Origin of the sequence: Hanamia caeni (genome assembly GCF_003721595.1) — a bacterium.
In the GTDB taxonomy this organism is placed as follows: Bacteria; Bacteroidota; Bacteroidia; order Chitinophagales; family Chitinophagaceae; genus Ginsengibacter; species Ginsengibacter caeni.
The window spans coordinates 106,175-120,638 of sequence record NZ_RJJR01000009.1 but is presented as its reverse complement, the minus strand read 5'-3'; the positions used below and the strand labels follow the sequence as shown (position 1 = coordinate 120,638).

The following is a 14,464-nucleotide window of genomic DNA, read 5'->3' as shown; positions in this document are numbered from 1 at the left end:
TTAATATTCAATTTAACCCCCATGATAAAGACAATCATAATCGAAGACGAATTGCAAAGTTCACAATTGCTAGAACTTATGCTTAAAAGTTTTAGCGATACTATTGAGGTGATTGATGTTTGCAACACGCCCGCAAAAGGAATTGAAAGTATTCAGAAAAATGGGCCTGATTTGGTTTTCCTCGATATCGAAATGCCCAGGATGAATGGATTTGAAATGTTGAAAAAAATTGGTGCTATTGATTTCAGTATCATTTTTACAACCGCTTATAATAAATATGCCATCAATGCTATCAAACTTAGCGCTTTGGATTATTTATTGAAGCCTATAGACAGCACAGAGCTCTCAATAGCAATAAGAAAATGTGTTCAGAATATGGAGCAAAAAAATATGGGATATAAAATGGATATGTTATTGAAAAATCTTGGCAGGCAAAATGCGCTGGATAAAACACTGACGCTCACTTCCACAGAAGGAGTCCGTTTTATTAGAATGAAAGACATCATCAGGCTTGAGGCTCACGGAAGATATACCAAATTTTATCTTGCCAATAAAGAAGACATCCTAGCCAGCCGGACACTTGGCGATTTCGAGGAAACACTTTCGGAAAATGAATTTTTCAGGATTCATGAAACACACATGATTAATCTTCTTTATATTGACAGATTTCATAAAGGGAATAACTATGTATTATTGACCGACAAAACAGAATTGCCATTAGCAAGAAGGCGGAAAGAAGAATTTTTGAAAATAATTCCTAAGATATAGAAAAGGGGGTCCCGAATAATACATACTTAGTCCCGGTATTGTAGCTTTTCAACCCATCTAATAAGTAGTAAAAAAAATCTTCAACATTTTTAAGGAAATTTACCTTTAATTTGGCCTTGAAAATGGGCGTGTGATTTCAAAAAAAATTTTAATCTTAGCTGATTTATGACAAGCCGCTCAGAAGCATTGTGGTGGAAGATGCTGAAAGAAAAAGACCTTTTGGAGATGTCTTTTATTCTTGCACAAAATGCGTTGCCGGCGTGGAAAAATTTTAACCACAGTGCCATTACCAAAGAGGAATTGGCATCTTTACCGGAAAATGCATTGAGGGAAATTGAAGCGATGCTCAAAGGCTTTGGTAATTCCCCAAAATTGAATGAGCATTTTAATTCATTCGTTCCCCCGGTGGTAAATATCCGTGATGGCTATCTCAAATATCCTTACGAGGTAAAGCTTGTATTTTTATCGGTGTTTCATATTTTAAAAGGCATTATTTCAAATGATGTCAGAATTGCGAGACAGGCATTTGTATCGTCCATTTCAAAAGCTATTGATGCAATCAATATCGCCGGTCTTCTTACCTCAGAAGAAATCGCTTTGCTTACTCAAAAATATTACGCTCTAAGCCAGAACGGTTGACTTTGTTTTTTTTACCGAAATAAATTTCCCCGTTATTTGTTGGTTTACTATGATTTTAATCGTCATCATCGGTTTGCGCCAACTTTAAAAACGCGCTGTGGCGGGGTGTAGGCATCACGCTGTTTTCTCCTTTAATTGATTTCCAAATCACTTCGTTGAAAGGAATATCTGGTATAGCATCTTCTTTTGCCAGGTTAAATTTTGCAGACTCTTTTGCCAATTTATTCCAGGCGGTGTTTCTTTCATTAATATCAACGTTGGCGGGCAAAGCTACGTACACGTTTGTATCAGGAACAGAAGTAAAACATCTGAACATCGGCATCGCGGCGGCATCATATTGACTCATCGGCGGCAAACCGAGAATTAATTCTATCGTGCGTAATATTCCTGAAGTAGAATACATGGTATGATCTACAAAATTTCTTTTTACATAAGGGCTGATGAGATAAGCAGGCGAGCGGTGAGCATCCACATGGTCGGGGCCATTTTGAGCATCGTCTTCCAGGATAAAAATGGCACTTTCCTTCCAGATAGGACTGTGCGAAAGATGTTCTATAAATCTTCCCACCGCAAGATCATTGTCTGCTGCGGCAGCATACGGACTGTAAGCGCCTTTTCTCATTCCGCTGGTATGGTCGTTGGGAAAACGAAGTGTTGAAAAGGTGGGCAGCGCATCAGCCGCAATTAAAGAATCAAAATCATGTTCCCAAATTTTTTCACGGTAAACATCCTGGATAGTCAGATCAAAATCCGGAAAACCAGCACAAAAATGTCCAATAATAGAAGGCAAAATTGGCCCTTTCCCATCATGCACAAATTCTCCATAATTGCGGTAACTTATTCCTGCACGATTGCAATAATCCCAGATAAAACCTTTTTCAGGATAAGCAATTTTCCGTGTTCCTTCATAATCATAAGTACCGCCGCGGCCACTGTAATTGGTGGGCCACGTTTTTTCTACATAATCATTTGCATAAGCTGCTGTGCTCCAGTTGTGCCCATCGGCGCTCACTTCTGCATCCACATAAAAATTATCGAGCAATACAAAATTTCTTGCGAGAGCATGAAGATTCGGAGTGATCTTTTCATTGAAAAGGCATAAGGAAGTATCGCCATTTCCTTCTTTCATATCACCCAAAACCTGGTCATATGTCCGGTTTTCCTTAATCACATAAAATACATATTTGATGGGAGAGGAGGCTCCTGCTTTTTGTGGAATTGGATTGCCATATTCTCCTTCGGCCAACGCTTCTTTGTTTTTATTGTAAGGCGTATTTGTATAGACCTGAGTTGAATATTTTCCCAATTCTTCCGCAGAAGGAATAGGAATAAAGGAAAGTGATCCTTTGAACAAACTGCCGATATATTGAACTGGTTGCTTTTCTTCAGAAGTAATCGCTTTTTGATAAGGTGTTTTTTGTTTTGTATTGACAGGCTGTGGTCCATACGGGTTTGCCATTGTTTCAAATCCTTTTCCATTCGTTACCCAAAGTTGATTATTGATCACCCTAACACTTGTAGGATACCAACCTGTCGGGATAAATCCAAATGACCGTGATGATCCGGGTTTGGAAACATTAAATACCGCGAGGCAATTATTATCTGCGTTAGCGATGTATAATGTTTTATCATCTGCTGACAAAGCCAAACCATTGGTGGTGCTGCCTGTTGGCGCGTTCGGATATAAACTTACTGAAAGCGTTTCAATCACTTTATGTTTTTTGGTATCAATCACCGAAACGCTGTTGCTGTTGGCATTTGCAACAAAAAGATGATCGCCTTTTTTACTAAACACCATATCATTCGGATGGCTTTCGGTAACAATTGAATCTGTAATACTACTTTTATTTACATCATACAAAAGAACTTTATCGCCGCCCCATAAGGAAATATACAAGATTGTCTTTTTAGGATTTAGGATACAGGTATAAGCCTCTGCACCTAAAGGAATTTGCTGAATGACCTGGTTGTTTTTGGTGTTACAAACATAAAGCGAATTGTTTTCTTTGGTAACAGCAAACAGGCGTGAATGCGCATCATCCAAAGCGAGGCCGGTGACACCAATTTTATTAGGCCATTTTTTCCCCAATACAATTGAATCTTTTAAAACAAGCTCATCGTTCGCTACTGTAAATTTTAAAATCATATTTTGATTTCCCGCCGAAGCATACAAATATTTATTGTTAGCGCTGAATTGCAGGCCAACCCATGCAGCCTTCATTTTTGTAAACGATAATAATTTTTTCTTTTGGATGTCGATCAGTTCTATTCCCTGTGCTCCATTCCCATTATCAGTGATCGCCACATATTTTTTTGACGGAGAAACAGCCATGTTCAAAGGAAGATCGCTGCTGAGATGAAGTGCAGTGCCTGCCGGTGATAACGACCAACCATTCACCAGTGCCACAGGTTTTGGAACAAAAGCGGATTGTGCAACAATGTTTGAGGATAAAAAAAGAAAAGCCAGGAGATTGATGGAAAGATAAATTTTGCGCATCATTAATTCAATTAAATGAGATTCAAATTTAAGTAAAGTAGCGGGACAGCCGGTAAAAGTTGTAGAGAAAAATGGGTAGATTTATGATGGTTATCTTTTTTGATTTTTTAAAGACATGAGAAAAAATAAAAATCTTTACAATTTTTTTGTTTAAGGGAAAATGGAGATAATAAAATGTGTATTTATCGATAACCGCTAGCGCTGATACAGATGTCACATGACTCTTAAGGAGATTTAAAAATTGATTACATTTGAATTATGGACACAATGCAAATAGATATCTTAAATCCAAAGGCGACCAAACTTCTTAAAAATCTGGAAGATTTAAAACTTATTTCTATTAAAAAAATATCTGACGATGGATTTCTCACATTAGTGAATAAATTGAGAGCCAGGGCAAAAAACAATCCACCGACTTTAGCTGAAATCACAAAAGAGGTAGAACTTGTAAGAGCTAAAAGATATGCGAAATCAAAAAAGTAGGGTTATTATTGATACTAATCTTTGGATCAGCTTCTTACTAACAAAAGAATTTACAAGGCTTGATACAATTATTGCAGATAAGAAACTTATTCTTCTTTTCAGTCAGGAATTAATTGATGAAATTGTAGAAGTATCGCAGAGGAAAAAATTTAGAAAGTATTTTCCATTAGAAGATATTGAAAAATTTTTACTCAAGATCCGCAATAGAGGAGAATTTATTAAAATAAAAAAAGCGTAATTGATTGTAGAGATCCAAAGGACAATTTTTTATTATCATTATGTATTGACGGCAATGCAACTCACCTGATTACCGGCGATAAGGACTTATTGGTTTTTAAAATTTATGGTGTGACAAAAATATTGACTGTGACCGAATATCTTCAAGAACAAAATGTCTAAGACAGACTTTTCAGAAAATGAAAATAAAACTTTTGGAAGTTTGATAATTGTTATTTGACAATTGATCTTTTTAACTTCGAAAAGTGGTGAAAATTATTCGTTTGTCTTAAAATCCAAATCCTGGAAATCAAAACTAAAATCTGTCAATGGAGAAATTGGTTTCATGGTGATACCATTTGGATGGCCTTCATAATCGAGAGTGAACATTACATAAGCATCTGCGTCCATACTCCGGTCGTTCCATTTTACAATAAATGTGTTTCCTTTATAAGCAAACATTTCGCCTGAAAGACGTGGAGAATTTTTGGAATCAAACCAGAGCTTGCCATTTTTTTCTGAAATAATTACATCGCCAAACCACGGATCAGTATAGGTTCCGGTGTATTTACTGAAATCAATTTTGCCAGTATTTTTCTTTTGCGCTGCATTAATATCGGCCCAGATTTTATCAGTGATTTTTTTTGCATCTGCCTCCTGTTGCAATACTATATCATGATATTGCTTTACCCGATCTTTACCTTTTATTCCATAATAGCTGTCTTTGATTGTATTGGTAATAGCCCTGAAAGCCGCACCCGACTGCTGGTTGGTGAATACGATAATTCCCAGTTTTAATTCCGGGATCAAAGTAACCTGGGTCACAATTCCAGCGAGCCCGCCTGTGTGCGTAGGAACTTTGTATCCCTTTTCATCACTTAAACCCCAGCCAAGGCCATAAGCAGCAAAATGAGTGTTGTAAGTCGTTTCTCCATGAATCGGAATAATCGTTTGCGGCGTCCACATTTCTTCATGTGTTTTTTCTGAAAGAAGCTGTTGCTTTACATCATCACTATATTTTCCATTATTCATCTGCATGATAATCCATTTGCACATGTCGTGTACAGAGCTATAAATTCCTCCGGCTGCATCGGCCACATATTTCCAATCGCGGTGAATTACCTGCACTTTTCCATTCACCGGGTCATGAGCATCTATTACATTATTTTTGTTTTTTAAAAGATCATAATTCGGCGCGCTTTCCGTCATTTGAAGCGGGTTCATAATTTTTTCCCGGATAAAATTTTCCCAACTCGTTCCTGAAACCCTTGCCACGACTTCACCTGCGACGATATATAATAAGTTGTCATAATCATATTTTGTCCTGAATTGGGAAGTTTGTTTCAAGAACCTCAGGTTGTGAATAATATCCTTTAATGTAAAAGTGCTGCTATCCGGCCAAATCATAAGGTCGCCTGCACCAAGTCCTAACCCGCTTCGGTGAGTCAGCAAATCGCGGATGGTAAAATTTTCAGTTACATACGGGGCGTATAATTTAAATTCAGGAATGTAGTCAGTTACTTTGTCGTCCCAATTTAATTTTCCTTCATCTATTAATATTCCCAAAGCTGCAACAGTAAAGGCTTTGCTGTTCGAAGCAATTCCAAACCTCGTATGCTCATTCATTTTTTGCATGGTGTTCAGCGAGGTAACCCCGTATCCTTTTTCGTGAATAATCTTTCCATCTTTTACTATCGCGACTGCTATGCCGGGAACATCAAATGTTTTCAGAGTTCTCAACTAACGAATCTATCTGCGGCGAAGCGATAGGTTGCGCAAACAGGCCAGCGCATAGCCCCGAAAAAATAATCAGGAGTAAAGTGAAGTGTAATTTCTTCATTTTGATTTGTTTATTGGAATCAGTAGCCTAAAAATATAAAAATAAGGTTTGTTCTAAAAAGCGACGGAGTAAAAGAATGAATATCGAAGAATTTTTTTAAAGAAAATTACTTAGTTCCACAAATGGTTGCGCAAATAATCTGATGCATTTTTTTTGCAATCATAGAGATAGTAAAAGAACAAATAATTAAGATTTTTATTCCGGCGACATTCAATTGGCAAAAGCCGGCTGATATGTGTTGGTCTTTACAGTGGCGTTAAGCTCATTTAACAAAGTATACAATCCAAAGTTAGTACGGTTGACATAGATAAAATGTTTCACTCCACGGGGTTGTTTAAATTCGGGCATTCTGGCGATTTTTTCGCCCCATGCATACAGTTTTTCAAAAAATTCGGGCTTACTAAAATCAAAAGTCGGTCGCAGGTATGGTGATGCAAACAATGAAATCATTTCTTTGTAAGCTTTATAATAAAACTCCACTTGCTTTTTGTTGTCACCCGCCTGAATCATTTGCAATTGCCGGAAAGCTTGTATGGTAGCGTCTTTATTGGTCATCAGTTCAGGAAATATTAAACCAAAGAAAGGCGTATAAAAATCTTCAGGCAATTTTTTGATGCACCCAAAATCGATAACGGCAAGTTTTTCATCAGGAGTTATCAAAAAATTTCCGGGATGAGGATCTGCATGCACCGCTCTTAATTCATGTTGCTGAAAATTATAAAAGTCCCATAGCGCCTGTCCGATTTTATTTTTTAATTTTTGTGAAGGGTTGGTGGCGAGAAACTCTTTAAGATGCAATCCTTCCATCCAGTCCATCGTAATAATTTTAGCGGAAGAAAGTTCAGGATAATAAGTGGGAAATACTACATTTTTTAATTGACGGCAAGCTTTTGAAAACTTAATGGAGCTGCGTACTTCGAGTTCGTAATCGGTTTCTTCCAACAATCGTTCTTCCACTTCGCCAATATAAATTTCCAGTTCCTTTTCATTCATTCCCAGTAATTTGAATGCGATAGGTTTTACCATTTTCAGGTCTGATGAAATGCTGTCGCCCACGCCGGGATACTGTACTTTAACAGCCAGTTTTTTCCCGTCTAACGTGGCCTCGTGCACCTGTCCGATAGATGCTGCCTGCGTGGAATTAAGATTAAACGTATCAAAAATTTTTTCCGGCGGTTTGCCAAAGCTGCGGGTAAATGTTTTGATTATAAGCGGCCCTGATAGCGGCGGAGCGTTGTATTGGGATTGAGAAAATCTATCGATATATGCTTTGGGAAGAATATTTTTATCCATGCTCAGCATCTGGGCTACCTTTAAGGCAGAGCCTTTTAGCTGGCTTAGCGAATTATAAATATCTCTCGCATTGTCTTCATTCAGTTCGTCGCGGGAAAGATTTGGATTGAATAATTTTTTAGAATAGTGTTTTACATAATTGCCACCGATGCGAAAACCTGTCTTTACAAATTTGGCAGAACGTTCCACCTTCGTGGTTGGCATTGATTCCTGCGTTTTCATAATTTTTAAATTCCCATTCTTTCTTTAAACTTACTGTTCCGGGTTAAAAATTTTCCATATTCAAAAAGGTTGTCAATAGGCGATCTTTGAAAAAGATCAAAAGCTACATTGATGCCTTTTTCAACTGCTTCGTCTGATTTTTCAAAATCTTTACTGTCGTCATCCATCCAAAAATTAATGATAAATCCAAATTGCAACCATAAGGCGTCTTTGTATCTTTTGCTGAAAAATTTCCTGTCTGTTAATTCGCCGCTGTCAAGTCCTTCATTAATCACATCTTCAGAAAAGCTAAGGAATTCAGATTTAGCGCCTGCTAACACATCGGGCGTAGTAATTCTTTTGGGATGTTTTTTCAGTGAATAAACAATAAAGCTTCTTTTCGATTTCAACATTTCAAGAAAACTATAAAAGAAGGAAAGCATTTTTTCGCGGCTGGTGTATTGGGGCCACACTTCCTGTTCTTTAATTGTAAGAATAGTTGCGATGGTGAGGTCTTCCCAAATTGCTTTTTCAATTGCATCAAATGAGCTGTACAATTTATAAAAAGCAGCCTCTGTGATTTTTAATTTCTTTGCAAAATTGTAAACTGATTTGGGAGGTTCGCCATTGGTGAGCACAAAATCTATGTAACTATTTTTTATTTCTTCTGCATTTGCCATAAAAAGTTTTTTTAGGATGAACGGAAAATTGTTCACTTTCCTTACTTATAAAGGTAATGCATTCCCGGATTGAAATATTTGGAAAAGCATCTCAAAACGGGCTTGAGATTATGCTTTAACAAATTTGTAAAAAAGTATGAGGTGATAGAAACCGGTATTCAAGCTTCTTTTAGTTTCATTTGTTCCGCATCCCAGTGGATTATCTTGTTTTTAAAATAGCTTTGATTGCATGCAAGAGCAGGAGCGGCAGCTCTAAAGCCGAATACGCCATCCTCTACTACGGGTTTTCCATTCCTGATGCTGTCAAAAAAATTGATGTGGTGCTGCAGTGATGAGTCAAAACCTTCAGGAGCTCTGTAGGTCATATCAGGCTCATTATGTCTTTTCTGTTGTTCTTTTGAATATTTTTCATTGTACCGTTTTAGCAATTCCTTTTGCATTTCTTCGGGGTAAGTTTCCAGCGCATCCCAACCTCCGATGCCGGGCGCCTCTGGTAATTTGCTATGATGGACAGTGAGGCTATTTCCCCTTATATCAATTGTGCCTTCATTCCCTACAAAACGCGTAGTTTCCGACCCACCGGTTCCGCTTACAAAATTTACCTGCAATGTCAGTTGAAAGGGAGAATGCTGCGGCCTTTCAGGGTATTGCATTATGCCAGCCATTAAATCGGGTACGTTGCGCCCATCTTTCCAGTAACAGAGCTGGCCCGATGCATAAATTTTTTCAGGCCCTATTGAATCCGTAATTACGTGTGTGCCTGAAAGTAAATGCACAAATAAGTCGCCGGCTACGCCGGTTCCAAACTCGCGGTAATTTCTCCACCAAAAGAATTTTTTTGGATCATAAGGAATTTTTTTCATTCCTTCTATATACCTGTCCCAATCCACCGTTTTAGGTGAGGCGTCTGTGGGCATCGTATATTCCCAGGCGCCTAATGCATCCTGGCGGTCATACACGGCATTCACCATGTTCAAATTTCCTATAGCCCCTGACTTGTATAATTCATGAGCTTTTTGAAAAACTATGTTACTTACATATTGGCTACCGATTTGTAAAACTTTTCCAGTTTCTTTTTGTGTTTTGATAACATCGAGACCTTCGCCAATGTAATGTACCATTGGCTTTTCGCAATACACATGTTTACCGGCCTTTAAAGCATCTTTTGTAATTCGTGCATGCCATTGGTCGCTGGTAGCAATAACGACAGCGTCTACTTCTTTGCGTTGTAATATTTTGCGATAATCGTTTGTTACAAAAATATCTTTGCCATATAGCTCTTTCGCTCTTTCGCGCCTTCCTGAATAGAGATCGCACGCGGCTATTAATTTTACCCCAGGCACCTGCAATGAAGAAACTGCATTATGGTTCCCCATAATTCCCATTCCTATCACAGCAATATTCACCATATCATTAGACGAAAATTTCCTGTTGTATTGTAAAACCTGTGTTTCTAACTCTTCATTTCCTGCCAGGGATGACAAAGGGCCGACGCCTAATGCTAGCGTAGTTGCGGCTACATGTTTTAAAAATTTTCTTCTTGGAAATGATTGTGGTTTTTGCATATCAATTTTTTTACGTTGAGAGATATAAAAATAGAAAATAAATGAACAATAATTTAAAGTAAATGATGAAGCAAGAGGTTTCGAAAAAATAATAATATCGCCTCATTCGCCGAAAATTAATTTCGAATTATTATTGCGTTCACTGAAGGAAAATTTAGTTAAGTTTGACACTTTGTAATAATTACCTAACACTTATTTATGATTATTGAAAAGAATGGATTTATTCATCACGTATTTTTTTGGTTAAAAGATCCGGGCAGTTCACAGGCGCGTGAACAATTAATCGAAGGATTGAGAAAACTTTCTAAAGCGCCTACTATTAAAGATTTTCACATCGGAATTCCTGCAAATACCAACCGGGATGTAATTGACAGCAGCTATGCGGCCTCCTGGCTTTTATTGTTTGATAGTGCAGAAGACCAGGACATTTACCAAACCGACCCCATTCATTTGAAATTCATAGAAGAATGTTCTCACTTATGGAATAAAGTGGTGGTTTACGATACCATTTCTATTGACAAATAGTTTTGTATCATTAATTCGTTTTTAAATCCAATAGAAATTGAAATTCTGTATATTTTTCGTTTGTGCATACCTGTTAGCTGCCTCAGTTTTTAGCCAAAAAAAGAATGAGAATTTTCAATTGCATATTTATCCTACGACTGAAAAGATAGTGGTGGATGGAGAAGCAAATGAAAACGTGTGGAAAAATGCAGAGATTGCGGGCAATTTCTACATGGTACTTCCTATGGATACCAGCCTTGCAAAAATACAAACCGAGGTACAGATGACTTATGACGATAAGCATTTATACCTTTTGGCAAAATGTTTCAGTGCGCCCCGCAAAACAGAGATAGTGGAATCTTTGCGCAGGGATTTCAGTTTTGTAAAAAATGACAATTTTATCGTTTTTATTGATCCATTTGATGACCAGACAGACGGCTTTGCATTTGGAACTAATGCTGAAAATGCACAATGGGACGGGCTAATGTACGAAGGGGGATCCGTGGATTTGAACTGGGATAATAAATGGGTGTCAGCGGTGAAACATTATGCTGATAGCTGGAATGTAGAAATGGCGATTCCGCTTAAGACACTTCGATATAAAAAGGGTGTCACAAAATGGGGAATCAATTTCAGCAGAAACGATTTAAGAACTACCGAAAAATCAAGCTGGACGCCTGTGCCAAGACAATTTCCCACTGCGGCCCTTGCCTATACGGGCAACCTTGTGTGGCAGGATGCGCCAACCGTACAAAAGGGAAATGTTTCTATCATTCCTCATTTACTTACCGGCTTTACTGAAGAAAAAGCACCATCAAAATCTTCAGAATACAAGCTTGAACCTGGATTGGATGCAAAGGTGGCCCTATCTTCTTCATTAAATCTTGACCTAACAGTTAACCCCGATTTTTCGCAGGTTGAGGTAGATCAGCAGGTAACTAATTTAGATCGCTATGAACTATTTTTTCCTGAACGAAGACAATTTTTTCTTGAAAACGGCGACCAGATTAATAACTTCGGTTATGCTGACATCAGGCCTTTTTTTTCCCGGCGGATAGGGCTTGGAATACCAATAAAATATGGAGGACGGTTGAGCGGCAATCTTAATAAAAAATGGCGTATTACCTTAATGGACATGGAAACGGCAAAACAAAGCGACATTGGATTGCCTGCGCAAAATTTTGCGGTGGCAGCCATTCAGCGGCGCGTATTTTCAAGGTCAAATATCAATTTGCTTTTTGTCAACAAACAATCCCTCAATTATGATCCGGAAAAAGATTCTTCCGGCCCAAAATATTCATTGTACAACAGAAATATTGGACTGGAATACAACCTGGCCTCTTCTAACAACATCTGGACGGGTAAACTTTTATTGCTGAAATCATTTACTCCCGGCAAGAATGACAACAATTTCACCCATGCCGGTAATTTAAAATATTCCGGGAAAAAGTGGTTGATTAACGCGGCGTATGAATCTGTTGGAAATAATTACAATGCAGAGGTGGGCTATGTTCCCCGCGCCAATTACATTAAAATTAATCCGCAGGTTTCTTATACATTCTTTCCAAAAGCAGGAAGCATTCTTACCCATGGACCGCAATTTAATTTCATTTATTTCTTTGATAAAAAGCTGAATCAAACTGATCACGAAAATGTTTTGGACTATTTGATAACCTTCAGAAATAAAGCTACACTTACCGGTGTTTTTATGGACGATTATGTAAAAATTTTATTCCCTTTTGACCCAACCAACAGCGGTAAAGATTCCTTATCCTTTCATTCAGAACATTCGTGGCAAACAGGTGGTGTAGATTTTGCTTCAAAGCCTCAAAGCTTGTTTAATTATAGTTTTTCGTTTAGATATGGGGGCTATTATGCTGATGGTGAAAAATATACGGTCGGCAGTACTATAGGCTACCGTTTTCAACCTATAGTAAACCTGAGTTTAAGCGCCTCATACAATCAGCTTATACTTCCTTCTCCATGGGGGAATACCGGGTTTTGGCTGGTGGGGCCGAAGGTGGATATAACCTTGACCACAAAATTATTTTTCACAACCTATGTTCAATACAATCAACAACTGAACAATACTAATATTAATGCGCGTTTTCAATGGCGGTACAAGCCTGCATCTGACTTGTTTATCGTTTATACTGATAATTATTTTATAACACCATTTGCAGTTAGAAACAGGGCATTGCTGTTAAAGTTCACCTACTGGTGGAATCCATAATACTTAGCTGCCTGTTGTAATTAGGTTAACATTAAAAATGAGTAAGGTTGAATTTTCAATATGGGTCTATTTCTTTCGTTGATAATTTAATAGCCAATTGGTGCCAAACTTATCCGTAAGGCCACCAAAAATTGCACCCCAATAGGTTTCTTCAGGTGGATGTGTTTGTTCCCCGTCGATAGAAAGGCTTTTGTAATATTTTTTTAATTCTTTTTCACTGCTGCAATTCAATGCAAGAGATACGGAATTACCCTTAAGCAATATTTCTTGACCAACCATATCAGAAGCAAATAATAGCACTTTGGGATTTTTCAACTCTGAATGAACGATATATTTTTTCATTTTTGCCGGCATCTTTTCGCAAAGGGGTGACTCGCCTACAGTCTGAAATACTAAGCGGCCGCCCAAACATTTCTGATAGTATTGCATCGCCTCCCTGCAGTTGCCATTAAATGTAAGATAGGCCGTAATAGTGGTCATTGGTATTTCATGGTTAAAGGTAATGTTCAGTAAATCCTGATGAGGTTTTATTGCGGTATATCGAGATGACAGTTGAGATGAATAAGCGATGCGGCTATTATCATTTTTGATTTGCACCTCTGAATATCCATGCAACTCCATACCTGTCTGTAAATTGTCCGTAAACCCCGAAAGAGGTGTTATTCAATTCCATAAAAGTTCTTGTGTCTTTATCCGCTTCTACAGCAAGTTTATCAAACGCTGGCTTTAACTCATCATAGGTTTCACCCGTAAGATAAATGCTGAAAGTGTTGCCCTGCTTTGGTTCAAGCGTAGGCGATGCCATCCAGTCTGTAGCAGACAAATTAATATCGCCATTTATAAGTTGGCCATAAATTATTCTGTCGTGTTTTTCTAGAGGAAATTGCTCCTTCATTGGTGTATCGCCAAGCTTTATCAACGTCAATTCTCCACCAAGGCATTCCTGGTAAAAGGTCATTGCTTCTTTGCAGTTGCCGTCAAACAAAATAAATGGTGTGGTTTGTAACATATATTTGAATTTATATGGTTGAAAAGGTTGTTCGCTCGCAAATTGCGGGATTTACACAATTGCTACAGATTTTGAGAAGGTCTCAAAAAATTCACGGATCTCAACTGCGATTTTTTATTGTTTTGGGGGAAATTTGCTCATGTCCATATAAAATGCTTCCAAATGATGTCCATCCGGATCTTCCAAGCCCCGTTGGTACATGAAACCATAATCCTGGGGTTCAGATGGTTCCGTGCCTCCTGTTTTTAGCGCTTTGTCAGCAAACGTATTTACTTCCTCATTGTTTTCCAAAGAAAGTGAAATGCTCACCTCAACGGAAGTTTTGGCATCAACAATTGTTTTGGAAGTAAATTGTTTTAGTTTTTCGTGCGTCAGCAACATTATATAGATCGAATCACTCCAAATCATGCAGGCAGCGGTTTCATCTGTGAATTGTGGATTGTTTGTGAAGCCAATAGCTTCATAAAACGCTATTGATTTTTGCAGGTCATTAACCGGAAGATTAATGAATACTTGTTTTGCCATGATTTACAATT

The 14,464-nt window shown here is 37.9% G+C and carries 15 protein-coding genes; 7 read left to right on the top strand and 8 right to left on the bottom strand.

Translation table 11 applies throughout. The annotated features are described in order from the left end of the window. Positions 1 to 21 precede the first annotated feature (21 nt). Both EFY79_RS12205 and EFY79_RS12200 read left to right on the top strand, forming a co-directional pair. The gene (locus EFY79_RS12205) at positions 22 to 768 is read left to right on the top strand and encodes a LytR/AlgR family response regulator transcription factor (RefSeq protein WP_123120994.1); all 747 of its coding nucleotides are present in this window, start codon (positions 22 to 24) and stop codon (positions 766 to 768) included. A gap of 165 nt (positions 769 to 933) precedes the next feature. Then, positions 934 to 1,407 (top strand): hypothetical protein, encoded by a 474-nt coding sequence (locus EFY79_RS12200; protein ID WP_123120993.1) that lies wholly within the window; start codon positions 934 to 936, stop codon positions 1,405 to 1,407. Positions 1,408 to 1,462: 55 nt separating this feature from the next. On the opposite strand, the gene EFY79_RS12195 is transcribed toward EFY79_RS12200, so the two are convergent. Beyond that, complete coding sequence (locus tag EFY79_RS12195; protein ID WP_233577990.1) at positions 1,463 to 3,907, bottom strand: bifunctional YncE family protein/alkaline phosphatase family protein; 2,445 nt, start codon at positions 3,905 to 3,907, stop codon at positions 1,463 to 1,465. A 255-nt stretch (positions 3,908 to 4,162) separates the two neighbouring features. Here EFY79_RS12195 and EFY79_RS12190 point away from each other — a divergent pair, with 255 nt between their 5' ends. From EFY79_RS12190 to EFY79_RS22040, 3 genes are read left to right on the top strand one after another with little or no spacing between them, the layout of a single operon-like run. Next, entirely contained in the window at positions 4,163 to 4,387 is a 225-nt protein-coding gene (locus EFY79_RS12190) for a hypothetical protein (RefSeq protein WP_123120992.1), read from the top strand. Continuing rightward, positions 4,368 to 4,625, top strand: coding sequence for a putative toxin-antitoxin system toxin component, PIN family (locus tag EFY79_RS21890; protein WP_123120991.1), 258 nt, complete (start codon positions 4,368 to 4,370; stop codon positions 4,623 to 4,625). Before EFY79_RS12190 ends, EFY79_RS21890 begins: the two co-directional genes overlap by 20 nt. After that, positions 4,625 to 4,786: a putative toxin-antitoxin system toxin component, PIN family gene (locus EFY79_RS22040; protein WP_123121118.1), complete on the top strand. Its 162-nt coding sequence runs from the start codon at positions 4,625 to 4,627 to the stop codon at positions 4,784 to 4,786. The genes EFY79_RS21890 and EFY79_RS22040 overlap by 1 nt, the downstream gene beginning before the upstream one ends. Positions 4,787 to 4,879: 93 nt before the next feature. Here EFY79_RS22040 and EFY79_RS12175 read toward each other — a convergent pair whose 3' ends face one another. The 4 genes from EFY79_RS12175 to EFY79_RS12160 form a co-directional block, all read right to left on the bottom strand. Then, positions 4,880 to 6,343, bottom strand: coding sequence for a serine hydrolase (locus EFY79_RS12175; protein ID WP_199727519.1), 1,464 nt, complete (start codon positions 6,341 to 6,343; stop codon positions 4,880 to 4,882). 310 nt (positions 6,344 to 6,653) lie between these two features. Then, positions 6,654 to 7,958, bottom strand: coding sequence for an ABC1 kinase family protein (locus EFY79_RS12170; RefSeq protein WP_123120990.1), 1,305 nt, complete (start codon positions 7,956 to 7,958; stop codon positions 6,654 to 6,656). Between the two features lie 5 nt (positions 7,959 to 7,963). Next, a complete protein-coding gene (locus EFY79_RS12165) occupies positions 7,964 to 8,617 on the bottom strand; it encodes a TetR family transcriptional regulator C-terminal domain-containing protein (protein ID WP_123120989.1) in 654 nt (217 codons plus the stop codon). A 158-nt stretch (positions 8,618 to 8,775) separates the two neighbouring features. Then, complete coding sequence (locus tag EFY79_RS12160) at positions 8,776 to 10,182, bottom strand: Gfo/Idh/MocA family protein (RefSeq protein ID WP_123120988.1); 1,407 nt, start codon at positions 10,180 to 10,182, stop codon at positions 8,776 to 8,778. A 198-nt stretch (positions 10,183 to 10,380) separates the two neighbouring features. Here EFY79_RS12160 and EFY79_RS12155 point away from each other — a divergent pair, with 198 nt between their 5' ends. Together EFY79_RS12155 and EFY79_RS12150 are read left to right on the top strand one after the other, a co-directional pair. Next, positions 10,381 to 10,707, top strand: a complete 327-nt coding sequence (locus EFY79_RS12155) for a Dabb family protein (protein WP_123120987.1) — start codon at positions 10,381 to 10,383, stop codon at positions 10,705 to 10,707. A 37-nt stretch (positions 10,708 to 10,744) separates the two neighbouring features. Then, a complete protein-coding gene (locus EFY79_RS12150; RefSeq protein WP_123120986.1) occupies positions 10,745 to 12,919 on the top strand; it encodes a carbohydrate binding family 9 domain-containing protein in 2,175 nt (724 codons plus the stop codon). Positions 12,920 to 12,985: 66 nt separating this feature from the next. Here the strand turns inward: EFY79_RS12150 and EFY79_RS12145 are convergent, their stop codons facing one another. The 3 genes from EFY79_RS12145 to EFY79_RS12135 form a co-directional block, all read right to left on the bottom strand. Beyond that, the gene (locus EFY79_RS12145; RefSeq protein ID WP_199727518.1) at positions 12,986 to 13,540 is read right to left on the bottom strand and encodes a VOC family protein; all 555 of its coding nucleotides are present in this window, start codon (positions 13,538 to 13,540) and stop codon (positions 12,986 to 12,988) included. Beyond that, positions 13,500 to 13,928, bottom strand: a complete 429-nt coding sequence (locus EFY79_RS12140; protein WP_123120984.1) for a VOC family protein — start codon at positions 13,926 to 13,928, stop codon at positions 13,500 to 13,502. Before EFY79_RS12140 ends, EFY79_RS12145 begins: the two co-directional genes overlap by 41 nt. A gap of 114 nt (positions 13,929 to 14,042) precedes the next feature. Continuing rightward, positions 14,043 to 14,453 carry a VOC family protein gene (locus tag EFY79_RS12135; protein WP_123120983.1) on the bottom strand — a complete coding sequence of 137 codons (411 nt, stop codon included), beginning with the start codon at positions 14,451 to 14,453 and terminating at the stop codon, positions 14,043 to 14,045. Positions 14,454 to 14,464: the final 11 nt, after the last annotated feature.